The organism is Streptomyces sp. NPDC104371 (assembly GCF_055583785.1).
Genome location: NZ_JBVJNF010000005.1, coordinates 485376 through 509711 on the forward strand (window position 1 = coordinate 485376; position 24336 = coordinate 509711).

General features: G+C 71.2%; 11 protein-coding genes. 5 read left to right on the forward strand and 6 right to left on the reverse strand.

What is annotated here, in order from left to right; genetic code table 11:
• Positions 1-12: 12 nt before the first annotated feature.
• The 4 genes from ACZ60T_RS19170 to ACZ60T_RS19185 form a co-directional block, all read right to left on the reverse strand.
• The gene (locus ACZ60T_RS19170) at positions 13-696 is read right to left on the reverse strand and encodes a hypothetical protein (protein ID WP_469666948.1); all 684 of its coding nucleotides are present in this window, start codon (positions 694-696) and stop codon (positions 13-15) included.
• Positions 697-850: 154 nt separating this feature from the next.
• Entirely contained in the window at positions 851-1915 is a 1065-nt protein-coding gene (locus ACZ60T_RS19175; RefSeq protein WP_469666949.1) for a lipoate--protein ligase family protein, read from the reverse strand.
• 112 nt (positions 1916-2027) lie between these two features.
• A complete protein-coding gene (locus ACZ60T_RS19180; RefSeq protein WP_365623150.1) occupies positions 2028-2729 on the reverse strand; it encodes a response regulator transcription factor in 702 nt (233 codons plus the stop codon).
• A 13-nt stretch (positions 2730-2742) separates the two neighbouring features.
• Positions 2743-3915, reverse strand: a complete 1173-nt coding sequence (locus ACZ60T_RS19185; protein WP_469666950.1) for a sensor histidine kinase — start codon at positions 3913-3915, stop codon at positions 2743-2745.
• 273 nt (positions 3916-4188) lie between these two features.
• On the opposite strand from ACZ60T_RS19185, the gene ACZ60T_RS19190 reads away from it, so the two are divergent.
• Positions 4189-6447 (forward strand): MMPL family transporter, encoded by a 2259-nt coding sequence (locus ACZ60T_RS19190; RefSeq protein WP_469666952.1) that lies wholly within the window; start codon positions 4189-4191, stop codon positions 6445-6447.
• Positions 6448-6462: 15 nt separating this feature from the next.
• On the opposite strand, the gene ACZ60T_RS19195 is transcribed toward ACZ60T_RS19190, so the two are convergent.
• Positions 6463-7350 (reverse strand): LysR family transcriptional regulator, encoded by an 888-nt coding sequence (locus tag ACZ60T_RS19195; protein ID WP_469666954.1) that lies wholly within the window; start codon positions 7348-7350, stop codon positions 6463-6465.
• A gap of 92 nt (positions 7351-7442) precedes the next feature.
• Here ACZ60T_RS19195 and ACZ60T_RS19200 point away from each other — a divergent pair, with 92 nt between their 5' ends.
• Both ACZ60T_RS19200 and ACZ60T_RS19205 read left to right on the forward strand, forming a co-directional pair.
• The gene (locus ACZ60T_RS19200; protein ID WP_469666955.1) at positions 7443-8876 is read left to right on the forward strand and encodes an MFS transporter; all 1434 of its coding nucleotides are present in this window, start codon (positions 7443-7445) and stop codon (positions 8874-8876) included.
• A 158-nt stretch (positions 8877-9034) separates the two neighbouring features.
• On the forward strand, positions 9035-9952 hold the full coding sequence (locus ACZ60T_RS19205) for an alpha/beta hydrolase (RefSeq protein WP_469666957.1): 918 nt from the start codon (positions 9035-9037) through the stop codon (positions 9950-9952).
• A 159-nt stretch (positions 9953-10111) separates the two neighbouring features.
• Here ACZ60T_RS19205 and ACZ60T_RS19210 read toward each other — a convergent pair whose 3' ends face one another.
• Positions 10112-10327, reverse strand: coding sequence for a DUF5988 family protein (locus ACZ60T_RS19210; RefSeq protein ID WP_365623137.1), 216 nt, complete (start codon positions 10325-10327; stop codon positions 10112-10114).
• Between the two features lie 421 nt (positions 10328-10748).
• Here ACZ60T_RS19210 and ACZ60T_RS19215 point away from each other — a divergent pair, with 421 nt between their 5' ends.
• Positions 10749-12230, forward strand: coding sequence for an FAD-dependent monooxygenase (locus tag ACZ60T_RS19215; protein WP_469666958.1), 1482 nt, complete (start codon positions 10749-10751; stop codon positions 12228-12230).
• A gap of 203 nt (positions 12231-12433) precedes the next feature.
• Entirely contained in the window at positions 12434-24295 is an 11862-nt protein-coding gene (locus ACZ60T_RS19220) for an SDR family NAD(P)-dependent oxidoreductase (protein ID WP_469666959.1), read from the forward strand.
• Positions 24296-24336: the final 41 nt, after the last annotated feature.

The following is a 24336-nucleotide window of genomic DNA, read 5'->3' on the forward strand; positions in this document are numbered from 1 at the left end:
GCGCGGGGGCGGTCAGCTCTTCTCGCCGCCCCCGAGCGCGGCCACCGCGTCCTTCGCGGCCTTGATGGCCCCCTTGTTGATCTCGTCCGTACCGGGCGCCTTCTTCGTCTCGAAGTCGCTGCCGTTGTAGGTGACGACCACGAGCGCGTTGGAGGCGCGCGCCACCACCGTCCCCTCGCGGGTCTCCTGCTTGTCCTCCGAGGTGAGATCCACGACGGAGTAGGCCGTGTCGCCGAGACCGGGCACGGCCCCTCCGCCGCTCTTCCTGGCGGTGCGCTCCGCGTAGGACCGCTGCGCCTGTGCGTCCGAGTCCATGACCTCGAAGGAGACGTCGAGCCAGCGGTAGTCGTAGCCCTTGAGCGCGTGCCAGGAGCAGGTGCGGCGCACCGACTTGTCCGTCGAAGGGATCTCCTTCCCGGCCGACTTGGCGCCGGGGACCAGGGAGGAGATCGTCTTCGCGGACAGCCCGGAGCACGGGGCCGGGGCGACGCTGTACGTCTTGGCGCCGGCCGAGGCCGATGCCGTCGGATCGGGGGCGGCCGGGGCGTTCTGGGGCTGCTGCCCGGACGCGCCCGCGGTGGGAGGTGCCGGGGCCGGGTCGGACGACTCCGAGGACAGGGCCCAGCCCGAGACAGCGAGGACGACAACCGGCAGGACACGCACGGTCACGGCGAGTGGCAGAGGAAGAGAACGCACGGCGCACTTCTCGATGGGGGATGGCGCGGTGGAAGCCCGCACTGCGCATCGTACGCCAGTTCCTCTGCCCAACTCCCCGACACTCGGCCCGACTTCCCGGCATCCGGCCCTGTTTCACCACGCGCCGCCGGGCGTCACCCGGCGGCGGCCGTGATCAGGGCACGCGGGCCGTCCACTCGGCCGAACCGAACTTCGTCCGCGCCAACTCCTGTGCGCGGGCCAGCTCCACGTCCGTCACCTTGCCGTGTGCGAGGCCGTACCGGCCGCGGAACGACTCGATCATCCGGCCGATGACGGCCTCGCGCGCCAACCCGGTCTGCCGACGCAGCGGATCCACCCGCTTCTTCGCGCTCTTGGTGCCCTTGTCGGACAGCTTCTCCCGCCCGATGCGCAGGACTTCGAGCATCTTGTCCGCGTCGATGTCGTACGACATGGTCACGTGGTGCAGCACCGCGCCGGGCCCGCCGCCCGGCCCCACGACGCGCTTCTGGGCCGCGCCCGCGATCTTGCCCTGGTCCGTGGCGATGTCGTTCAGCGGCTGGTACCAGGCCTTGATCCCCATGTCGCCCAGCGCGCCCAGCACCCAGTCGTCGAGATAGGCGTAACTGTCCTGGAAGGACAGGCCGTGCACGAGCGCCTCGGGCACGGACAGCGAGTACGTGATCGTGTTGCCCGGCTCCACGAACATGGCGCCGCCCCCGGAGATCCGGCGCACGACCTCGATGCCGTGGCGCGCCGCGCCCTGCGGATCCACCTCGTTGCGCAGCGACTGGAAGCTGCCGATGATCACCGCCGGGGCGCCCCACTCCCACACGCGCAGCGTCGGCGGGCGCCGCCCGGCCGCGACCTCGGCCGTCAGCACCTCGTCCAGCGCCATGTGCAACGCCGGTGACTGGGGGCCCTCGTGGATCAACTGCCAGTCGTAGTCCGTCCAGTCGGTGGCGTGCGCCAGGGCCCGGCGCACCGCGATGCCGATGCCCTCCGAGGTCAGCCCGTACATCACCGTGCCCTCGGGCAGCGCCGCGTCGATCCGGGCGGCGAGACCTGCCGCGTCGGTGTCCGCCGGGGCGCCCTCCAGCGCGCGGTTCACGGCGTCGAGCGCCTCGTCCGGCTCCAGGAAGAAGTCGCCCGCCACGCGTACGTGGCGCAGCGCGCCGTCCTCGACCTCCGCGTCCACGACGACGAGCTTGCCGCCCGGGACCTTGTACTCACCGTGCACTGATACGGCCTCCGTTCTACCGACGAGATCAACGCCGGGGGCCGTCGGGGTGTTCCCGGGGCCGAGGTGATTCCCCCCGACGTGTGCGGACCGCCGACCGTACCGACGGCGGTCAGCTCTCGCGCCGTCCCGCCTCGACCAGCCCCGTCTCGTACGCGGCGATCACCGCCTGCGCCCGGTCGCGGACCCCCAGCTTCCCGAAGACGGCGGTGATGTGGTTCTTCACCGTCGAGACGCTGATGTCCAGCGCGTCCGCGATCTCCGCGTTGTCCAGCCCCGTGGCCATCAGCCGCCACACCTCGACCTCGCGCGGCGTGAGCTGGTCGGGGGTCGCGGAGGGCGGTGCGGGGCGCTGCGGGGCCCTGACGTACGTGGAGATCAGCCGGGTCAGCAGCCGGGGCGCGACGGCGGCCTCCCCGGTGTGCACCACCCGCACGGCCGCGACCAACTCCTCCGGGGAGATGTCCTTGGGCAGGAACCCGCAGGCGCCCGCGCGCAGCGCCGCCACCACGTACTCGTCCATGTCGAACGTGCTCAACGCCAGGACCCGGCAGCCCGGCAGCTCACGCGTGAGACGGTCGGTCGCGGCGACCCCGTCCAGTACGGGCATACGGATGTCCATCACGACCACGTCGGGCCGCAGCCGGTGCGCCGACTCGACAGCCTCTGCGCCGTTCTCCGCCTCGCCGACCACCTCGAAGGCGGGGTCGGGCGTGAGGATCAGCGCCAGTCCGCGGCGTACCAGCGGCTGGTCGTCCGCGATCAGGACCCGGATCGGTCCCGCACTCGCCGTACCCGTCGTCGTGTCCGTCATCGCAGTGCCCCCGTCATCGCAGCGCCCCCTCGCTCACCGGCAACGGCAGTCGGGCCCGCACCCGGAACCCGCCCTCGTCCGACGGACCCGCCTCCACCGTTCCCCCGTGCAGGACGACCCGTTCCCGCATCCCGACCAGACCGTATCCCGAGCCACCGGTGAAGCCCTCGCCCGGCCCCTCGTCCGCCACCTCCACCGTCACGTCGACGGGGCCGTACGTCAGCCGTACGACCGCCCGCGCCCCGGCCGCGTACTTGCGCGCGTTCGTCAGCGCTTCCTGCACCACCCGGAACACGGTCAGTCCGATGCTCGACGGCACCGTACGCGGCTCGCCCCGCACTTCGAACTCCGTGGGTACGCCGGAGCGGCAGGACTCGCCGACGAGGCGTTCCAGGTCCGCGATGCCCGGCTGCGGGGCGGTCGGCTCCTCCTCCGCCTCGTCCCCGGCCCGTAGGACGTCCAGCAGTTGACGCATCTCGCGCAGGGCCATGCGGCCGGACCCCTCCAGCGTCACCAGCGCGTCCCTGGCCTGGTCGGGGGCCGCCGTCAGGTTGGCCCGCGCGCCTCCGGCCATGAGCTGCATGGTGGTGATGTGGTGCGCCACGATGTCGTGCAACTCCCGTGCGATACGCCGCCGTTCGGCGGCCACCGCCCGGTCGGCGAGCAACTGCCGTTTGGCGTCGTTGTCCCGCTGCCAGCGGTTCACCAGCAGCGCGGTCCCCGTCACCAGCGCGACCGCGGACACATTGCCCACGACGTCGATCGGCGAGGGCACGGGCCATGAGTCCAGCGCCACCAGCGGCACCACGAGCGCGGCGACCGATGCCCCCACCGTCACGCGAGGGCCCCGCGACCGTACGACCGTGTAGAGCGCCACCGTGAGCGTGGCGTTGAAGTGCTGCGGCATGGGCACGCACAGGTTCTGCACCAGCCCGAGCAGCAGGACGACCCCGAGCACCGGCACCGGGGCCCGGCGCCGGAAGAGCAGGGGCAGAGCGGCCAGGAGCGGGGGGACGCACCCGATGGCGGGGACATGCCCGAGGACGGCGTTGGCGCCGAGGCCGAAGCCGATCAGGTCCACGGCCGCCGCCCCGACCGCGACCAGCGCGTCGTTGCGCGTCCACGGCAGCGCGTCACCGCCGGGTCGGCCCTCGGGCGCCCCGGGGCCAGGGCCCTGTGTCGGCATGACGGTCCTCCTCGAACGGTGCCGGTGACGGCACCGGAATGCTGTGATGGTCAATGCCGTGGTCAATGCCATGACGGGTAATGCCATGACGGGTGAACGTCGCCTTTCGGACACCAGTCTTCCATCGGGTTCACCCGCCTCCGCCCCCAGGACCAGGAGCCGACCCCATCTGGGACCAGGGTCCTGGACGGCGCCGCGGCCCGGACCCCGCTCCCACGCCGTTTCTCGTCCGTCGCTCGGACGATTCCCGCGCGACCCGCTGATGAGCTGGACATGGCCGCAATCGCGGCACTCCACTCACTGCCGGAGGACAACGTGATCCGCGCCCTGACCGGGTTCTCCACCCGGAACCCCTGGAAGGTCATCGCCCTGTGGGCGGTGGTGGGCATCTTCCTCAGCGGCCTCGGCCAGGCGCTGCTGTTCCGCGTCACCCAGAGCCAGGCCGGGGACTTCCTGCCCTCGACCTACGACTCCGCCGCCGCGCTGAAGATCGCCGAGGAACGCTTCGGGGTCGATCCCGACGCCAACGCGGTGACCGTCCTCGTCGCCCGCACCGACGGCAAGCCCCTCACCGGAGCCGACGAGCGCACGATCGGCGCCGTCGCCGAGAAGCTGGGCCGGCGGCACGTGACGATGCCGAAGTCCGACGAGGGCGGGCCCGCCTTCCTGGCCAAGGACTACTCCCAGACGCCGCGGTTCAGCCCCGCCATGGTCGCGCCCGACCGCGGCTTCGAGCTGCTGTCCGTCCAGTTGACCGGCAACGTCACGGACCCCGGCCTCCAGAACCTCTACCGAACCGTCCGCGACGACACGCGACAGGCGTTCGCCGAGGAGGACCTGCGTACCGGGTTCACCGGCGGCCTGGCCGACATGGTTGACACGGTTGACGCCGAGAAGACGACCACGATCGTCGTCGGGATCCTCATGGTCGGGTTGATCGTATTGATCAACGTCCTGGTGTTCCGCAGTGTGCTCGCGGCCTTCGTGCCGCTCCTCGCGGTCGCCCTGGTCGGCGGCGCGGCGTCGGGAGCCGTCGTCGGGGTCGCGATGCTCACCGGAATCAAGCTCGACCCCGGCACACCGAGCATCATCAACGTCGTATTGATCGGTATCGGTGTCGACTACTTCCTCTTCCTTCTCTTCCGCTTCCGTGAACAGTTGAGGGCACGCCCCGACCTGTCGGCCCGTACGGTGTCCGGCGAGGTCAGCGCTCGGGTCGGCATCGCGATCACCTCGGCCGCCCTGACGATCGTCGCCGCCTTCGCCACCCTCGGCATCGCGACCTTCGGCCAGTTCCGGGTGCTCGGCCCCGCCGTCGCCGTGTCGGTCCTCGTGATGCTGGTGGCCAACCTGACCCTGACGCCCGCGCTCCTCGCCGTCACCGGACGCAAGATGTTCTGGCCCTCCCGCGCCCTCGCGCATGAGCCGCGCCCCGGCATGTCCGCACGCGTGGGCGACCTCGTCGCCCGCCGCCCGCTGGCCGTCATCGTGGCGAGCCTCGCCCTGCTCGGCGCGCTGACCGCCGGACTGACCGGCATCCGGATGGACTTCGGCCAGGGCGGCGGGGCCCACAAGACGGCCGCCGCCACCACCGCCGCCGAGATCACCCGCGCCCTGCCCGCCGGGGTGTCCGACCCGGCCACCGTCTACGTCCAGGCCACCGACCACCGCCCCCTCACCACCGGGCGACTGGCCGCCCTGCCCACGGCGCTCGCCGAGGTCAAGGGCGTCGGGAAGGTCGGCACGACCGTGCTCGACGACGACCGCACCGCCGCCCGCATCGACCTCTACCTCACCGCGGACTCCCAGAGCGCGCAGGCCCGCCACCTGGTGGCCGGACCCCTCCGTGACGCCGTCGCCCGCCACACCCCCACGGGCACCGAAGCCCATGTCGGCGGCACGGCGGCGATCTTCGCGGACGTCTCCACCGCCGTCGACCACGACCTGGCCATCGTGTTCCCCGTCGCGGCCGTGCTGATCGCGCTCATCCTGCTCGCGCTGCTGCGCAGCCTCCTCGCCCCGGCCGTCCTGATGATCGCCGTCAGCCTCGGCTTCGCCGCCACCCTCGGCGCCTCCACGCTCTTCTTCCAGCACCTCCTCGACAAGCCCGGCGTCAACTTCGTTCTGCCCCTGGTGCTGTTCCTCTTCGTCGTCGCCCTCGGCACGGACTACAACATCCTGATCAGCGACCGCATCCGCGAGGAGATGGCACACCCCGGCCCGGCCCGCGCCGCCGTCGCCCGCGCCGTACGCCACACCGCCCCGGCCATCATGACGGCGGGCATCGTCCTCGCCGCCTCCTTCGGCAGCCTCGGCGTCAACGCGGACCCCTCGACCCAGCAGATCGGCTTCGCGACCGCGCTCGGCATCCTGCTCTCCGCGTTCGTCCTCTCCCTGCTGCTGGTACCGGCCCTCGCCGCACTCCTCGGCCGAGGCATCTGGTGGCCGCTGCGCCCGCGCCGCGAACAGGGGCACCACGCCACCGAACCCCCGGCCGAACAGCCGTACCGCGACGGTGACTTGGTGCACTGAGAAGTTGATGATGCGTCAGATCCCGTCCTCGGCGGTGTGGTCCAGGAAGCGGTGCAGTGCGGGATTGGGGTTGTCCCGGGACCAGGCCAAGGTGATCGGCACCGTCGGGACGGGATCGGCGAAGCGTCTGATCGCGATGCCGGGGACGTGGAGCGCGGCGGCCTTGCCCTCGGTGACGAAGGTGATGCCGTGCCCCTGCGCGACCGCGTGGAGCATGTGCTCCTCCTCCGGCTCCCAGTGGGCGACGGGCGGCCGGACACCTTCCCCGAACACCTCGTCGAGCATGCGGTCCCACATGCGCGGACCATGCTCGCGTGGCCACCACACCAGGGGGCGGTCGGTCACATCGGCCCGGCGCACGCGGCGCTTGCGTGCCAGCGGGTCGGCGCTGGGGACGGCCGCCACGATCGCCTCCTCGCCGACCGTACGATCGGCCAGGTCATCGCGCGGGTCGTCCAGCATCCGCACCAGCGCCGCGTCGATCGAACGCTCCCGCAGCCGCTGCTCGTCATGTGCGGTGAAGCCACTGGTCACCCGCACCTCTATGGCCGGGTGGGCGGCGCGGAAGGGGTCCAGGAGTTCGGTGACGATGCTGCGCGGCGCGGAACGGGTCAGGCTGATCGCCAACTGCCCTGCCTCCCCCGCGCCGTAGCGTCGGGTCATCTCCACGGCGGCCTCGGCGCGGGCGAGGATGTCCCGGGCGGCGGGCAGCAGCGCCGCCCCGGCATCGGTCAGCGTCACGCCACGTCGGTTGCGCGTGAACAGCGCGGTGCCCAACTCCTTCTCGAACGCCATGATCTGCTGACTGAGCCCCGGTTGGGCCACGTAGAGCCGCTGCGCCGCACGTCCGTAGTGCAACTCCTCGGCGACCGCGACGAAGTAGCGGAGATGGCGCAGTTCCATGTCGTCCTCCAGCGTCCGTGATCACTGTGGATTATCACAGGCGAAGATCCCGGACTTGGACGCGTCCCCGGCATCGATGGCCGAATAGACACATGACCGCAGTGACCACACAACCTTCCCGCCCGGTCGGCGCCTTCTCGACCACGGCCGACGCCTCCTCGACGCGACGCTGGGTCGCCCTCGCCGCGGTGCTTCTCGCCACGTTCATGGGCCTGTTGGACGCCAGCGTCGTCACCGTCTCGGTGCCGTCGATCCAGCAGGATCTCCACGCCTCGTTCGGCGAAGTGCAGTTCGTGTCCGCCGGGTACACCCTCGCGTACGCGATCGGGCTGGTGACCGGCGGACGCCTCGGTGACCGCTACGGCCGCCGCCGGATGTTCCTGATGGGTGTCGTCCTGTTCGTACTCGCCTCGGTGGCGTGCGCGGCGGCGCCGTCCGCGAGCGTACTGATCGCCACGCGGGTGGCGCAGGGGCTGGCCGCGGCGGTCATGCTGCCGCAGGTGCTGTCGATCGTCCAGCACGCCTTCACCGGCCCGGCGCGCGCGACCGCGCTCGGACTCTACGGCGCGACCATCGGGGTGGCCTCCATCGCCGGGCAGATCGTCGGCGGCGCGCTGCTGTCCTGGAACCCCCTTGATCTGGGCTGGCGTTCGGCCTTCGTGGTGAACGTCCCGATCGGGGCGGTGGCACTGGTGGTCGCCTCGCGTACGGTCCCGGAGAGCCGGGGTGCGCGAGCCCGGCTCGACCTTCCCGGCGCCGGGCTGCTGGCACTTGCCCTCGTCGCCCTGCTCCTTCCGCCGGTACTGGACCAGGGCTGGCCGACCGTCGTTGCCGGTCTCGCCGCCGCAGTGGTCCTGCTGACGGTGTTCGTACGGGTCGAGCGACGCCAGGGCAATCCGCTGATCCCGATGCGGCTTCTCACTCAACGGCCCCTCACTCGCGGCCTGTTGACCGTACTCGCCTTCTACGCGGGCAACGCGGGCTTCTTCCTGCTGCTCGCCTACCACCTGCAATCCGGGCTCGGCCAGAGCCCGTTGAGCAGCGGCCTGATCTTCGCCCCGCTGGGCATCGCCTTCGCGGTGACCAGCCTCGCGGGCCGGAGGTTCGGCGCGCTGGGCCTCGGAACGATCCTGATGGCCATCGGCCTCGCCGGGGTGCTGGCGGTCGTACTGACCGTTCCCGAGGGCAGCCAAGTGGGGTGGCTGCTGCCGGTGTTGACCCTGGTGGGAGCCGGGCAGGGGCTGGTCGCCGCGCCACTGATCGGCACGGTGCTGGCCGGCGTGGACCCGGCCGACGCCGGAGCCGCCAGCGGTGTGCTGCTCACCGCCACCCAGACCGCCAACGCCGCGGGAGTCGCCCTGATCGGCGGACTGTTCGCCCGCGCACTGGGCAACGCCCCTGGTTCCCCCGGCGTCTCGTTCGCCACGTACACCCACGCCACCGCCGTCACGACCGCGGCGGCCCTGGTCCTGACACTCGCCACCGGCCTGCTCGTGCGCAACCGGAGCGGTGCGGCGACCGCCTGACCCACCACTGGCCTGACCCACCACTGGCCTGACCCACCACTGGCCTGACCCACCACTGGCCTGACCCACCACTGGCCTGACCCACCACTGGCCTGACCCACCGGCCACCTGATCTGCCGCTACTGACCGTCGAACTGACCGATACCTGGAGGCACACCATGAAGCTCGACCCCGAACTCGTCGAGATCGCCGACCACTTGCCGCGTACGGACTTCACCGACCCGATCGCCGTCCGTGAGACCGCACTCGCCGCGGCCCGAGCCGTCGTCGCGGCGCTCCCGGCCGATGACACCGTCCAGATCACCGACTTGGCGACCAGCGGCCCGCTCGTCCGCCTGTACCGCCCGGCGACCGCCCCCACGCCCGCGCCCGTTCTGCTGGACATGCACGGCGGCGGATTCGTCATGGGCAGCGTCGACAGCGAACACCGGCGCGCCCTGGACCTCGCCCGGCGGACCGGCTTCGTCGTGATCTCCGTCGACTACCGGCTGGCCCCCGAACACCCCTTCCCCGCCGGGCTGGAGGACTGCTACGAGGTCCTGCGCTGGACGGTGAAGAACGCCACCGAGCTGGGTGTCGACCCCGACCGCCTCGCCGTGGTCGGCGGCAGCGCGGGCGGTGGGCTCGCCGCCGCCCTGAGCCTGCTGGCCCGCGACCGAGGTGGCCCGGCCATCGCGTTCCAACTCCTCATCTGCCCCGCCCTGGACGACCGTATGCGGACCCGCTCGGCGGCCACCTTCACCGACGTACCCGCCTTCGACGCGGCTGCCGTCGCCCAGATGTGGCCCCTCTACATCCCGGCGGGCACCGAGTCGACCGCCGAGTCGGTCTACGCGGCACCCGCTCGCGCCGAGGACCTCTCCGGCCTGCCGCCCGCCTACATCGTCACCGCCGAGCACGACCCCCTGCGCGACGAGGGCAACCAGTACGCCCTGCGGCTGCTGGACGCGGGCGTACCCGTCGAACTGCACCACTTCCCGGGCACGTTCCACGTCTTCGACCACGTGGCCCCCGACGCGGAGATCTCCCGCCGCGCCCGCACCGAGATGGCCGCCGCCCTCACCCGAGCGCTGTGACCGTACGGCCCTGACCCCGGCAAGGCCTCCCCGTACGGGGCAGGTCGAAGCCGAGGGTGTCGTACTGATGGCGGACATGTCGCCGGAACTGCCGTCGCCCCGGCGCCCATCAGGGCGCCGGGGGAGCCGGTCCTGGCGTACAACCCGGGTGGTCTGTCGCTACTCGGCGACGTACGTGCTGCGCACCCACTCGAAGACGCGAAGGTCTCGGCCGCAGTCGTGCGCGTGGCGGGAGTCGGTCGACCGGTAGTGCTCGTACCGGTTGCCGAGGAAGAGTTTGAAGGTGTCCGTGGTGTCGGGCAGGTAGCGGACTCTCTCCTCGTCCGGGATGGACGGTCCGCTGCCCTGCAGAATGACGTTCGGAGTCTGTTTCATGGTGTGCCGCGCTCCCTCTCGTATCGGATGCACACTTCTGTCAACGCATCGCTTCCGGATCGCCGTGCCGGAGGTACGAACTGGGCCTGTGCGCCTAGGGCGGTGCCTCGTCGGACGAGGATCGACGGCGGGCCTTATCGTGTCCTATCTCACAGCTAAAGCATGAGGTAGAGAGCGCGCTTCTCGGTGATCGCCAATCGATGGGTATGAGTGGCTACTTGGCCATGGCGGGCCGTTTAGAACAGATTTAGCCGACGTACCTAGCCTGCGCCGAGTGGTGTTCGGTGCCCTGCGCTGCCGCGGGCGCCATGTCCCTCTCGTTTCGAATCCCTCTCGTTTCAACGCTTCCCAGTGACCTGACGCAAGGGCCGGGGCCGCGCGGACGGCCGGTGCCAGGGCGTGGGCAGGAAGGACTCCAGGCATGTCCGGTCCCCTCATCATCGCGGGCTGTGGGCCCGCCGGGCTCATGCTCGCGCACGAACTGGCCCTGTGGAACGTAGAGACCGTCCTGCTCGACCCGCTCCCCGAGCTGAGCGCACACTCACCCGGGCAAGCGCTGAACCTCTCGGCGGTCGAACTCCTGGACCAGCGCGGCCTGTTGAACGACCTGCTGCCGCACAGCACGCCCGTACAGGGCACACACTTCTCGCTCATCTGGCTGGACGAAGCCGCGCTCCACGACCGCGAGCACAGGGCCATGCGAGTCGGACAGCAATACGTGGAACGGCAGTTGGAGCGTCAGGCGGTACGGCGCGGCGCCGAGCTTCGGCGCGGTCATGAGCTGATCGGGTACACCCAGGACGCGGACGGGGTGGACGTCCGGGTGCGTGGACCCGAGGGTGAGTATCTGCTGCGCGGCAGCTATCTGGTGGGCGCGGACGGGGAATCGAGCCTGGTGCGCGAGCTGGCCGGCATCCCCTTCCCGGGCACCGGGGCGTCCAACTGCGGCCTGGTGGCGGACGTGGAGGTGGAGCACGACTCGCTGCCCGAGGCCCACCGCGGCTCGAAGGTCTCTCCGGGCGGCGGGATCTACTCGGCCGTGCCGACGGGCCCGAACGTCAGCCGGATCATCACCGCCGAGTTCGACACCGAGGCGCCGGGCGAGGATGTCCCCCCGGACGCCGCGGAGTTGCGGGCGGCGATCGAACGGATCAACGGCGCGGCGTTCCCCGACGTGCCGGTGCGCTGGCTGCGCCGGTACGGCGGACCGACCAGGGTCGCGGACCGCTACCGGGAAGGCCGGGTCTTCCTTGTCGGAGACGCCGCCCACACCTTCTACCCACTGGCCGGGCTCCGACTGAACCTGTGCTTGGAGGACGCCGCCAACCTGGGCTGGAAGTTGGCCGCACAACTACAGGGGTGGGCGACCGACGGCCTGCTGGACACCTACCACAGCGAACGGCATCCGCAGGGCCTGCGCGCCGCCGAGGCGACCGATGCCCAACTGGCGCTCATCTACCCGGCGCACCGGGTCCGGCCCCTGCGCGCCCTCGTGACCGAGATGCTCCGGTACCCCGACTTCAATCGCCATCTGCTGGAACTGTCCGCGGGCTTGGACGTCGACTACGTACCCACGGAGACGGAACCGCTGGTGGGCCGCAGACTGCCGCACGTGCGGCTGGTGAGCCCGGCGGGCGCGGTGCGCGTACCGGAGTTGCTGCACGAGGGGCGGGGACTGCTGCTGAACCTGAGCGGGAGCGGCGACGCCGAGCGGGTGGCGATCGGCCGGGAGAACAGGCTGCACACGGTCTCGGTGAAGCCTGTCCCGGAGATCCCCGCGGACGCCGTACTAGTACGCCCCGACGGCCATGTGGCCTGGGCGGGCGACCCGTTGGCAGACGAGGCGGGGCTGCGCCGGGCCGCTGACACCTGGTTCGGGGTGGCGGAAACAGATCAGGAATAGAGGGAGAAACACGCTCGGCGCTCCGAAGACGTCACATGCACGTCCCCGGGGCGCCGTTGTGTGTATTACCTCGCTCTGACCCCGACGCTCTGACCCCGGCTCGCGCGAGTGCCTTTTAGAGATCGATAAGGCCTCGGTTAGTGCGATGTCGGAGGGTTTCGCTTCTGGACACGTCCCGACGGCAGTTCATTGGATGGCCTGAGATGCCCAACGAAGACAAGCTCCGCGACTATCTCAAGCGTGTGACCGCCGACCTTCAGGAGACGCGACGGCGCTTGCAGGACACCGAGGCTCAGAGCCACGAACCGGTTGCGATCGTGGGGTTGGGGTGTCGTTTCCCCGGTGGGGTCGGGTCGCCGGAGGAGTTGTGGCGGCTCGTCGCGGACGGTGTCGACGCGATCGGGGACTTCCCGTCGGACCGTGGGTGGGATCTGGAGGGGCTGTTCGATCCGGATCCGGAGGCGGTGGGAACGTCGTACACGCGGCAGGGTGGCTTCCTGCCGGACGCGACGGGCTTCGACGCGGAGTTCTTCGGGATCTCGCCACGTGAGGCGTTGGCGATGGATCCGCAGCAGCGGTTGCTGCTGGAGACGGCCTGGGAGGCGCTGGAGCGGGCCGGACTGGACCCGGCCTCGCTGCGCGGCAGCCGGACCGGCGTCTACACCGGCGTCTACGCCAGTGACTACGCGCCTCCGGTGGCCGATGTGCCCGCGGACGTCGAGGGCTATCTGGGGTCGGGTGTTCTCGCGAGTGTGGCCTCGGGCCGTATCGCCTATGCGCTGGGCCTCGAGGGTCCGGCGGTGTCGGTGGACACGGCCTGTTCGTCCTCCCTGGTCGCGTTGCATCTCGCGGTGCAGGCGCTGCGCCAGGGCGAATGCGACATGGCCCTGGCCGGCGGCGTCACCGTCATGGCGGCACCGCGTATCTTCATCGAGTTCAGCCGCCAGCGCGGGCTGTCAACAGACGGCCGATGCAGGGCGTTCTCCGCCGACGCCGATGGGACGGGATTCTCCGAGGGCGTAGGACTGCTCGTCGTGGAGCGGCTGTCGGACGCGCAGCGGCTCGGGCATCGGGTGCTGGCCGTGGTGCGGGGTAGTGCGATCAATCAGGACGGGGCCAGCAATGGTCTGACGGCACCGAACGGGCCTGCTCAGGAGCGGGTGATCCGGCAGGCGCTGGCCAATGCGCGGCTGGGTCCTGCCGATGTGGATGCGGTTGAAGCTCACGGGACCGGTACGCGGCTGGGTGATCCCATCGAGGCCGGGGCTCTGCTGGCCACGTACGGGCAGGAGCGTGACGCTGAACATCCCTTGTGGTTGGGGTCGTTGAAGTCGAACATCGGGCACACTCAGGCCGCCGCGGGTGTTGCCGGGATCATCAAGATGGTCATGGCACTGCGGGAACACACCCTGCCCGTGACCCTCCACGCCGACACTCCCAGTCCTCATGTCGACTGGGAGTCGGGGCAGGTACGGCTGCTCACCGAGTCCCAGCCATGGCCGGAGAGCGAGACGCCGCGGCGGGCCGCTGTCTCCTCGTTCGGGATCAGCGGCACCAACGCCCACGTCATCATCGAACAGGCCCCCGACCAGCCGGACTTCAGCCCTGAGAGCGGGGAGGGTACTGGTCTGCCGGTGGCGTGGGCTCTGTCGGCGAAGACGCCCGAGGCGCTGCGGGAGCAGGCCGTACGTCTGCACGAGCATCTCACCGCCCGGCCTGACATCGAGCCGGTGGCCGTCGCCGCTGCTCTGGAGCGTCGTACTCGCTTCGAGCACCGTGCCGCTGTCACCGGTTCCACCCGAGAGGAACTGATCACAGCTCTCCAGCAGTTGGCCACGGTGGGCGAGGGTTCGGGTGTCATCACCGCGACCGCGAGCGGTGCTCCGGCGCGTACGGCCGTTCTGTTCACCGGGCAGGGCAGCCAGCGCCCCGGCATGGGACGTGAACTCCACACCACCTCACCCGTGTTCGCCGCAGCGTTCGACGAGGCCTGCCAAGCCCTGGACAAGCACCTCACCCGGCCCCTGGCCCCGATCGTCTTCGCCGAGCCCGGCAGCCCGGAAGCCGAACTGCTCGACCAGACCGAGTACACGCAGCCCGCACTCTTCGCCGTACAGGTCGCCCTGTTCCGTCTCGCCGAGGCCCACGGGCTCACTCCGCACGCGCTGGCCGGGCACTCCGTCGGTATGCTCGCCGCCGCTCACTGCGCGGGCGTACTCAGCCTGCCCGACGCCGCCCACCTGGTCGCCGCACGCGGACGATTGATGCAGCAGGCACCCGCAGGCGGTGCCATGATCTCTGTCCAGGCCACCGAGGACGACATACGCCCCCTGCTCGACGGCCGGGAGGAGCACGTAAGCCTGGCGGCCCTCAACAGCCCGAACGCGCTGGTGATCTCCGGTGACCACGACACCGCTCACGACATCGCCCGGCAGCTCGAAGAACACGGCCACAAGACCCGCGCCCTCACGGTCAGCCACGCCTTCCACTCCCCCCACATGGACCCGGTCCTGGCCGAGTTCGAACAAGCCGCGGCACAGCTCACCTTCCACGCGCCGACCATCCCCCTCGTCTCCGACGTCACCGGCACCTGGACCACCCCCGAACAACTCACCGACCCCGCCTACTGGGCCCGCCACATCCGCTCCACCGTCCGCTACCTCGACGTCACCCACACCCTCCAGCACACCCACATCACCCACTACCTCGAAGCAGGCCCCGACCCCGTCCTCACCACCCTCACCCAACAGACACCGGACACCGAAGACACCCCCTGGTACGGCGCCCTCCTCGACCGAGGCCACCCCGAACCCGAACACACCACCACCGCCCTCACCCAGTACGCCCTCACCACCGACCCCCAACCCACCACCCACCAACTGCCCAGCCTCCCCGACCTCCCCACCTACCCCTTCCAACACCACCCCTACTGGCTCAACCCCACCCCTCGCAGCGCCCAGCCCCACGGCAATGCGAACCTCACCCACCCGTTCATCACCGGCGTCCTGCAACTCGCCGACACGGACACGCACATCCTCACGGGCGGCTGCTCTCTCACCACTGACCCCTGGCTCGCCGACCACACCATCGCGGGCACCCCCGTGCTGCCCGCGACCGCCTTCGTCGACCTCGCGCTCACCGCCTGTCGGCAGGTCGACGCGGGAGGCATCGAGGACCTCACCCTGCACGCCCCCCTGCGTCTCTCCACGGCGTACCGCCAGATGCAGATCACCATCGCCGCCCCCGAGGCAGACGGCACGCGCCCCCTGACCATCCACTCCCAAGAGGCGTCGCACGACGACGAGTTGTCGGGGAGTTGGACCCTGCATGCGTCGGGCAGACTCAGCGCCCCCGTGCCTCCTTCAGCCGAGGCCGAGACCGAGGCCGACACGCAGGGTGCCACTTGGCCGCCCGCAGGAGCGACTGAGCGAACCCGCTCCGGTCTGTACGAGACCCTGGCCGAGCACGAGTACGCCTACGGTCCGGCGTTCCAGAACCTCGGCCGGACCTGGCGTCACGACGGTGACACGTACGCGACGGTCGCCCTCGCGGACGACGTGGCGGTGGCCGATCACGCGATCCACCCGGCGCTGCTCGACGCGGCACTGCACCCGCTCCTGGTCGAAGCACTGGACGCCGACGGCGACTTCACGCCTCAACTGCCGTACAACTTCGCGGGGATCACCCTGCGCGCCACCGAGGCGACGGCTCTGCGCACGCGTCTCTTCCGTACGGACGACGGCACCATCGGTCTGCGAGCGGTCGATCCGGCGGGGAACGCCGTCATCACGGTGGAGAGTCTGACGCTCCGGGAGTTCTCCGCCGACCAGTTGAAGGAGCCGGTCGGGTCCGGGAACGACGTGCTGTTCCATGTGGACTGGTCGGCGATCGCCCTCGAAGACCGGGACGAGGCCGGAGAGTCGACGGTCGACCGACAGTGGGCCGTGCTCGACATCGCTGGTGGCGGTGTCCCCGCTGATCTGGCGCATCTGCCCGTCCACCGCTCGGTGGCCGCGCTCGCCGAGGCGGCGGAGATCCCGGACACGGTCTTCGTGGTGTCCCGGCCCGAGCGCGGCGACGAGCCGGTCACGGGCCTGCACGACCATCTGCTCAAGACGCTGGACTTCCTTCAGCAGTGGTTCACCGAACCCAGGCTGCACGACGTGCGGTTGGTCATCCGTACCGAAGGTGCCGTCGGTGTCGGCGCGGGCGAGGACGTGCGAGACCTGACGAGTGCGGCGGTCTGGGGCCTGGTCCGCACCGCACAGTCGGAGCACCCAGGGTGTGTCGTCCTCCTGGACACCGACGGACAGCAGATCTCATCAGACCTTCTGGCAGCCGTACTTGCTACCGACGAGCCCCAACTCGCCGTCCGGCAAGGCACGGTGTACGGCAACCGGCTCGCCCCCGCCGACTCCGCTACGGCGCTGGCGCTCCCCGAAGACGCGCCGTCCTGGAAGCTCGGCAGCAGTGGCCAGGGAACCCTGGAGGGCCTGACCCTGGCCCCCGCGCCCACCGCGCTCCGTGAACTGTCCGGGACCGAAGTACGGGTGTCCGTACGGGCCGTCGGCCTCAACTTCCGGGATGTGCTGATCGCTCTCGGCAGTTACCCCGGCGAGGCACCGCTCGGCAGCGAAGGCGCGGGCGTGGTGCTGGAGTGCGGGCCCGAGGTTACCGGGCTGGCCCCGGGGGACCGGGTCATGGGCCTGTTCACCGAGGGAGCGGGACCTGTCGCGGTCACCGACCGACGGCTGCTCACCACCGTGCCGAGCGGATGGACGTACGCCCAGGCGGCCACCACGCCCGTGGTGTTCCTCACCGCCTACTACGCGCTCGCCGACCTCGGCGGTCTGCGCGCCGGAGAGACCGCACTAGTCCATGCCGCCGCGGGTGGCGTCGGGATGGCGGCCGTCCAACTCGGCCGCCACTTCGGCGCCGAGATCTACGGTACGGCCAGCATGGGCAAGTGGGAGACACTGCGCGGGCTCGGCTTCGACGACGACCATCTCGCTGATTCGCGCACCCTGGAGTTCGAGGAGCGGGTGCTGCGCGCCACCGACGGCCGCGGTGTGGACCTCGTACTGGACTCGCTCGCCGGGGAGTTCGTGGACGCCTCGCTGCGGCTGCTGCCGCGCGGCGGCCGGTTCCTGGAGATGGGCAAGGCGGACATCCGGGACCCCCACGAGGTGGCCGAGGCCCAACCGGGCGTCCGTTACCAGGCGTTCGACATGATGGAGGCGGGACCCGACCGCATCCAAGAGATGCTCGCCGAACTGCGACACCTCTTCGAGGACGGTGTGCTGCGACCGCTGCCCGTGCGCGCCTGGGACGTACGCCAGGCGCCGGAGGCGTTCCGGTCGCTCGGGCAGGGGCGGCTCATCGGCAAGGCCGCGCTGACGCTGCCGACCCGACTCGACCCGGACGGTACGGTGTTGATCACCGGGGGCAGCGGGGCCCTGGCGCGGCGCGTGGCTCGTCATCTCGCCGAGGTCCACGGCGCCCGGCACATCCGGCTGATCAGCCGCCGGGGGCCCGAGGCGCCGGGGGCCGACGTCCTGGTGCGCGAACTCGCGCAGCTCGGTGCCGAGGTCACCGTAACCGCCTGTGATGTCGCGGACCGCCCGGCTGTCGCCGCCGTGCTCGCGGAGATCCCCGACGCACACCCACTCACCGCCGTCATCCACACCGCAGGCACGCTCGAGGACGCCGCGCTCGACTCCCTGACGGCAAGTCAGCTAGAGGCTGTGCTGCGACCCAAGGCGGACGCGGCCTGGCATCTGCACGAACTCACCCAGCACCTGGACCTGTCCGCCTTCGTCCTGTTCTCGTCCGTCGCGGGCGTGCTGGGTAACCCGGGGCAGGCCAACTACGGTGCCGCGAACGCCTACTTGGACGCGCTCGCTCGGCGTCGGCGCGCAGGCGGTCTCGCCGGTACGTCCCTGGCCTGGGGCCCGTGGGAAGCGCAGGACGGCATGGCGGGCGGCCTCACCGCGCGCGAACGGGAGCGCATCGCGGCCACCGGGGTGGTCCCGCTCTCCGACGACGAGGGGCTGGCCGCGTTCGACGCCGGACTGGACGGGCCGCACACGTCACTCGTGCCGGTCCGTATCGACCGTAAACGCCTGACGGCACACTGGACCACCAACGGTCGGCCACCGCTGTTCCAGCGGCTCCTCCGGCAGATCGCGCCGCGGCGCGCGGTCGCTCGTAGTGAGGCGAAGGGCGGGCTCGCTCAGGAACTCGCGGCGCTCGGCCGGGAGGAACGGATACGGCACCTGACCGAGCTGGTGTGCGGCGAGGCGGCTGCGGTGCTCGGCCACGCGGACCGGTCGGCCGTGGATCCCGAACGCGCCTTCAGAGAGATTGGATTCGACTCCCTCAGCGGTGTGGAACTGCGCAACCGCCTGAACACCAGGTCCGGACAGCGGCTGCCCGCCACGCTGGTCTTCGACCACCCCACGCCCGCCGTGCTCGCCGCCTATCTGCACACCACGTTGGTGGGCGAGGACGAAGCCACTGCCGAACACCCGGCGACCTCGACCTCAGCGATGGCTTCGACCACGACCACGTCTGCGACCTCCCTGGCCGACGAGCCGATCGCCATCGTGGGGATGGGATGTCGCTTCCCCGCCGGGGTCGGGTCGCCGGAGGAGCTGTGGCGACTGGTCGTCGACGGTGTCGACGCGGTCGGTGAGTTCCCGTCGGATCGTGGGTGGGACCTGGAGGGGTTGTTCGATCCGGATCCGGAGGCGGTGGGAACGTCGTACACGCGGCAGGGTGGGTTCCTGTCGGACGCGGCAGGTTTCGACGCGGAGTTCTTCGGGATCTCGCCGCGTGAGGCGTTGGCGATGGATCCGCAGCAGCGGTTGCTGCTGGAGACGGCGTGGGAGGCGCTGGAGCGGGCCGGACTGGACCCGGCGTCGCTGCGCGGCAGCCGGACCGGTGTCTACACGGGCGTCATCACCAGCGACTATGTGACGCGCCTGGGTCAACTGCCGCCAGATGTCGAGGGATACGTGTCCACAGGTACGACCACGAGCGTCGCCTCGGGTCGGGTGGCCTACGCGCTGGGCCTCGAGGGTCCGGCGGTGTCCGTGGACACGGCCTGTTCGTCCTCCCTGGTCGCGCTGCACTTCGCGGTGCAGGCGCTGCGCCAGGGTGAGTGCGACATGGCCCTGGCCGGCGGTGTCACCGTCATGGCCGGGCCGACGAACTTCGTGGAGTTCAGCCGACAGCGCGCGCTCTCGCCGGACGGGCGCTGCAAGGCGTTCTCCGCCGACGCCGACGGTACCGGCTGGGGCGAGGGTGTGGGACTTCTGGTCGTGGAGCGGTTGTCGGACGCACAGCGGCTCGGGCACCGGGTCCTGGCCGTGGTCCGGGGCAGTGCGATCAACCAGGACGGGGCCAGCAACGGTCTGACGGCGCCCAACGGGCCCGCACAGGAGCGGGTCATCCGGCAGGCGCTGGCCAACGCGCGGCTCAGCCCCGCCGATGTGGACGTGGTGGAGGCACACGGAACCGGTACCCGTCTCGGTGATCCCATCGAGGCCGGGGCGTTGCTCGCCACCTACGGGCAGCGGCGCGACAGCGAACGCCCGTTGTGGCTGGGCTCGTTGAAGTCCAACATCGGCCACACGCTTGCCGCGGCCGGAGTGGCCGGGATCATCAAGATGGTGATGGCGCTACAGGAGCGCACCCTGCCCGTGACCCTCCACGCCGACACACCCAGCCCTCACGTCGACTGGGAGTCGGGGCAGGTACGGCTGCTCACCGAGTCCCGTCCGTGGCCGGAGGGCGAGACGCCCCGACGAGCCGCTGTGTCCTCCTTCGGGATCAGTGGCACCAACGCCCACGTCATCATCGAACAGGCCCCCGTCCAGCCCGAGATGGCTCCCATGAGTGGGGACGACAGTGGGCTGCCGATGGCGTGGACCCTCTCCGCGAAGACTCCCGAAGCTCTGCGGGAGCAAGCCGCACGTCTGCACCACCACCTCACGGACCGGCCCGACACCGAGCCGGTGGCTGTCGCCGCTGCCCTGGAGCGCCGGACTCGCTTCGAGCACCGCGCCGCCGTCATCGGCACGACCCGTGAGGAGCTGACCAGCGCCCTGCACCAGTTGGCCACCCTGGGCGAAGGGCCCGGCGTCATCACCGCCACCGCAGGGAGCAGTCCGGCACGTACCGCCGTCCTGTTCACCGGCCAGGGCGGGCAACGAATCGGCATGGGCCGCGAACTCCGCGCTGCCTCACCGGTGTTCGCCGCCGCGTTCGACGAAGCCTGCGAGGCCCTTGAGGAACACCTCACCCGGCCCCTGACCTCTGTGGTCTTCGCCGAGCCGGGCACCCCTGAGGCCGCCCTGCTCGACCAGACCGAGTACACGCAGCCCGCGCTGTTCGCCGTGCAGGTCGCCCTGTTCCGCCTCGCCGAGGCCCACGGAGTCACTCCGCACGCGCTGGCCGGGCACTCCGTCGGTATGCTCGCCGCCGCTCACTGCGCGGGCGTGCTCAGCCTCCCCGACGCCGCCCACCTGGTCGCCGCGCGCGGCCGGCTCATGCAGCAGGCCCCCACGGGCGGCGCCATGATCGCCTTGCAGGCGGGGGAGGAGGAGGTTCTCACCGTTCTGGAACAGGTCGGCGGTGACCTGACGATCGCGGCGCTGAACCACCCCACATCCACCGTCGTCTCCGGTGACGCGGAGGCCGCCGAGGAAGCAGCCCGCGTCTTCCGGGCCCAGGGCCGTAAGACCCGTCGGCTGGTCATCAGCCACGCGTCCCACTCGCCCCACATGGACCCGATCCTGGCCGACTTCGAGCAGGCGGCGGCGCAGGTCACCTTCCACGACCCCGCCATCCCCCTCGTCTCCGACGTCACCGGCACCTGGGCCACACGCGAACTCCTCGCCGATCCGGCCTACTGGAGCCGCCACCTGCGCTCCACTGTCCGCTATGTGGATGTCGTCCGCACGCTGCACAAGGCGGAGACCACTCACTTCCTCGAAGCGGGCCCCGACCCGGTCCTGACCACCCTCACCCAGCACATCCCGCCCGCCGAGGACACCACGGACACCGGCACCGGAACCACCCTCTGGTACGGCGCCCTCCTCGACCGCCGCCACCCCGAACCCGAGCACGCCCTCACCACCCTCACCCACCTCGACCTCACCACCGCCACACCACCACCGACCACCCACCCCGAAGCCCCCACCCACCAGCTCCCCGACCTCCCCACCTACCCCTTCCAGCACCACCCCTACTGGCTCCACGGCGCCCCCGGCGGTCCGACGGACGCCACCTCGCTGGGGCAGCGCGCGCTTCCGCACGAGCTGCTCGCGTCGAGCATTCACCTCGCGGGCGGTCGCGGTGCCGTCCTCACCGGACGCGTCTCCCTGCGCACCCACCCCTGGCTGGCCGACCACAGCATCACCGGCACGGTGCTGCTCCCCGGCACCGCGTTCCTCGAACTCGCTCTGCACGCAGGGAACTTGCACGACACCCCGCACCTGGAAGACCTCACCCTCGAAGCCCCGCTCGTCCTCCCACCGGACACACCCGTCCAGATCCAGGTGACCCTCACCCCGGCGGACAGCTCGGCCCACACCGTCGAGATCCACTCCCGACGGGAGGAGGGCGATGCCGAGGCCCCGTGGATCCGGCATGCGACGGGTACGCTCACCGACGCTCCCGCGACTCCCGCCGGGTTCCCGTCGGCCTGGCCGCCCGCGGGCGGCCGACCGGTCGGCGTGGACGAGTTCTATCCCGCCCTCGCCGACGCGGGCTATGAGTACGGCCCCTTCTTCCAGGGGCTGGAGCGCGTCTGGCGGCAGGGTGACGACCTCTACGCGGAGGTCGGCCTGTCCGACGCCGCGGACCCGGCGGCGTATCTGCTCCACCCGGCGCTCCTGGACGCGGCGCTGCATCCCCTCCTGACGGAGCGCGACGGCGAGGGTCGGCCCCCGAGCATCCCCTTCTCCTTCGGCGGTGTCACGGTGCACGCCGTGCAGGCCACCGCCTTGCGTATCCGGCTCACCCGTGACGCCCACGGCGTGATCACTCTGCGGGCCATGGACTCGTCCGGCCAACCGGTCGTCACCGTCGAGCAGTTGGAGACGCGAGAGGCGGATCCGTCGCTGCTCGCGGCGGCGGCGCGCGGTGGGACCACGCTCCGTCGGGTCTCCTGGACGGAAGCCCCGCTGCCGACGACAGGTGACTTCGGCGCCTCGGCCGTACTGGTCGGCGGGGCGGACCGGCCGACCGGCTGGGGCGACGGTCTCGCGCGGTACACCGGCCTCGCGGACCTCGTAGTGGCTCTGGACGGCGGCGCGGACGTACCGGAACTGGTGCTGATGGACTGTGCGTCGGCTCCTGGTGCGGAGGAGGGACCGGCGGCGGTGACGGCCACGGCCCGGCGGTTGCTGCGGGAGGTCCAACTGTGGCTGGGCGAGCCACGGTTGGCCGAGTCGACGCTGGCCGTCGTCACGTCCGGGGCGATCGAGGTGGACGGTCGGGCCCCGTCGGATCTGACGCACGCCCCCGTCTGGGGGCTGATGCGCGGTGCCCGGACCGAGAGCGGAGGCCGGGTGGTCCTGGCCGACGTGGACGACGACGAGCGGTCGCTGCGCGCGCTGCCGACGGCGCTGCACGCGAACGAGAGTGAACTCGCCCTGTGCGACGGCAAGTTGCTCCTGCCTCGGGTGGTGACCGTGGACCCGGGCGGAGCGGAACCCTTCGCGTTCCCGGCGGAGGGGACGGTCCTGATCACCGGCGGCACCGGAGCCCTGGGTGCCCTCACCGCCCGCCATCTGGTCACCGAGCACGGCGTACGTCATCTGCTCCTGACCAGCCGACGCGGACCGAACGCCGAAGGCGCCGCAGAGTTGCACGCCGAACTCACCGACCTCGGCGCCACGGTCACCATCACCGCCTGCGACACCGCCGACCGAGACGCCGTAGCCACACTCCTCGACACCATCCCCGACACCCACCCCCTCACCGCCGTCATCCACACCGCGGGCGTCCTGCGTGACACCACGCTCACGGCGATGACGGACGACGAGCTGACGGCCGTCCTCGCGCCCAAGACGGACGCCGCCTGGCATCTGCACGAGCTGACGAAGGACCTCGATCTCAGCGCCTTCGTCCTGTTCTCGTCCGTGGCCGGTCTGGTCGGCAACCCGGGGCAGGCCAACTACGCCGCCGCCAACACCTTCCTGGACGCGCTGGCCGCCCACCGTCGCGGTCTGGGGCTGCCCGCGACCTCGCTCATCTGGGGTCTGTGGGACCAGGGCGGCGCCATGACGGGCAAGCTGGGCGCGGCCGAACTCCAGCGGCTACGGCGCAGCGGCATCGTCCCGCTCACCGCCGAGCGGGGGCTCGCGCTGTTCGACCAGGGGCTGGCCGACGGGGCCGCCGCCGTGGTGGCCGCGGTCTTCGACACGGCCGCCCTCACCACACAGGCCCGCGGCGGGAGCCTTGCGCCGCCGCTGCGCTCGCTGGTGCGGACCGGGCCCGCGCGGGCGGCGGTCGCGCAGGCGGCGCCCGCCTCCTTCGCCCAGCGGCTGACCGGTCTCGACGACCAGGAGCGGTACGGGGCCGTACTGGAACTGGTCTGCTCCACCGCGGCCGAGGCGCTCGGGCATCAGGGCGCCGCGGCGTTCGAGCCCACGCGGTCGTTCACGGAGGCGGGCTTCGACTCGCTCACGGCGGTGGAGTTCCGCAACCGGCTCAACCGGGTCACGGGCCTGAAGCTCCCCACCACCCTGGTCTTCGACCAGCCCGACCCCGAACGGCTCGCCCGGCATCTGCTCGCCGAGCTGGGCGAACCGGAGGCGCGGCAGGAAGCGCCCGGGGCCGGGGTGCTGGCCGACCTGGACCGCTTGGATGAGGAACTCGCCGTGCTGGGCGCGGACAGCGAGGTGAGGGGAGCGGTCGAGGCCCGGCTGCGACGGCTGCTGCTGTCCTTGGAGAGCGCGGCGGACGCCACCTCAGGAGCGGCGCGCATCAGCGACGCCTCGGCGGAGGAACTGCTGAGCTTCATCGACAACGAACTGGGCCGGGTGTCCGAGTGAGGTGAGTGCCGCGAGCGGCCGTGGCGGGGCGCGGAGCCCCG

Bases quoted from the DNA above. Each gene is read 5' to 3' on its own strand.
- ACZ60T_RS19180 (WP_365623150.1), bottom strand. From the start codon at position 2,729: ATGACGGACACGACGACGGGTACGGCGAGTGCGGGACCGATCCGGGTC.
- ACZ60T_RS19185 (WP_469666950.1), bottom strand. From the start codon at position 3,915: ATGCCGACACAGGGCCCTGGCCCCGGGGCGCCCGAGGGCCGACCCGGC.
- ACZ60T_RS19190 (WP_469666952.1), top strand. From the start codon at position 4,189: ATGGCCGCAATCGCGGCACTCCACTCACTGCCGGAGGACAACGTGATC.
- ACZ60T_RS19195 (WP_469666954.1), bottom strand. From the start codon at position 7,350: ATGGAACTGCGCCATCTCCGCTACTTCGTCGCGGTCGCCGAGGAGTTG.
- ACZ60T_RS19200 (WP_469666955.1), top strand. From the start codon at position 7,443: ATGACCGCAGTGACCACACAACCTTCCCGCCCGGTCGGCGCCTTCTCG.
- ACZ60T_RS19205 (WP_469666957.1), top strand. From the start codon at position 9,035: ATGAAGCTCGACCCCGAACTCGTCGAGATCGCCGACCACTTGCCGCGT.
- ACZ60T_RS19210 (WP_365623137.1), bottom strand. From the start codon at position 10,327: ATGAAACAGACTCCGAACGTCATTCTGCAGGGCAGCGGACCGTCCATC.
- ACZ60T_RS19215 (WP_469666958.1), top strand. From the start codon at position 10,749: ATGTCCGGTCCCCTCATCATCGCGGGCTGTGGGCCCGCCGGGCTCATG.
- ACZ60T_RS19220 (WP_469666959.1), top strand. From the start codon at position 12,434: ATGCCCAACGAAGACAAGCTCCGCGACTATCTCAAGCGTGTGACCGCC.